The sequence below is a fragment of the Eubacterium ramulus genome, assembly GCF_003122485.1.
Taxonomy (GTDB): Bacteria; Bacillota; Clostridia; order Lachnospirales; family Lachnospiraceae; genus Eubacterium_I; species Eubacterium_I ramulus_A.
This window is the reverse complement of the sequence record NZ_JRFU01000273.1, coordinates 1-688: the sequence shown is the minus strand read 5'-3', so window position 1 is coordinate 688 and position 688 is coordinate 1. Positions and strand designations below refer to the sequence as shown.

General features: G+C 39.0%; 1 protein-coding gene. It reads right to left on the bottom strand.

Going from position 1 to position 688, the window contains the following annotated elements:
• Positions 1 to 304: 304 nt before the first annotated feature.
• The gene (locus tag LG34_RS16520) at positions 305 to 502 is read right to left on the bottom strand and encodes a hypothetical protein (protein ID WP_109217043.1); all 198 of its coding nucleotides are present in this window, start codon (positions 500 to 502) and stop codon (positions 305 to 307) included.
• Between the last annotated feature and the right edge of the window lie 186 nt (positions 503 to 688).

The following is a 688-nucleotide window of genomic DNA, read 5'->3' as shown; positions in this document are numbered from 1 at the left end:
GAGAAAGACTTGTTATTACTCACCACTTGCAGAAGTGGGAGTCTTCTCGGCTGAGATAAAACCCATATGGCAGACAGCGTACTAACCGTGTTAATACAGTTAATATAGCATGCATGCAGAGGACATACAAGGAAGAAGCGTAAAAGAAAATCTTAATTCTTTCGAAAGAAAAAGATTGGTTGTGTATAGGGGAGATACGAGGACAGAGGAAGAAGTTATGCGTTGCATTCTTGAACGTAACAAGAATATGCAGATGTAAAAAGAGCAGGCGGTTGTTCGCCTGCTCTTGTGTTATTTGTGATAGTTAATCTTCTTTTTCCAGCTCTGCAACAATGTCGTTTAACATCTGAAGTACGTTGTCCTCACCTACATTGTCAAAGTGTTCGGAAATGGATTCCAGTCTATCAAAAAAACTTGGCTTTCTTTCGCCTGTCTGAGTGTCGCAGGAAGAACCACAGCTGTGGCAATTACCTGTACATCCGCCAATTGTATTTTCTGCCATATGAATTTACCTCCTTTATAATGTGAATCGAATGATTCTGATGTATTCAGTATACTATAATATTCTCTGCGTTTCTATAGAAAAAATGTGAATTCATAGAAAATTTATAGGATTGTATGATTGCAGGCATGAGGATTTAAAATTCAAGTCGAACGCACGTGAGACTTGGTGCGTGATTCTGGTCAG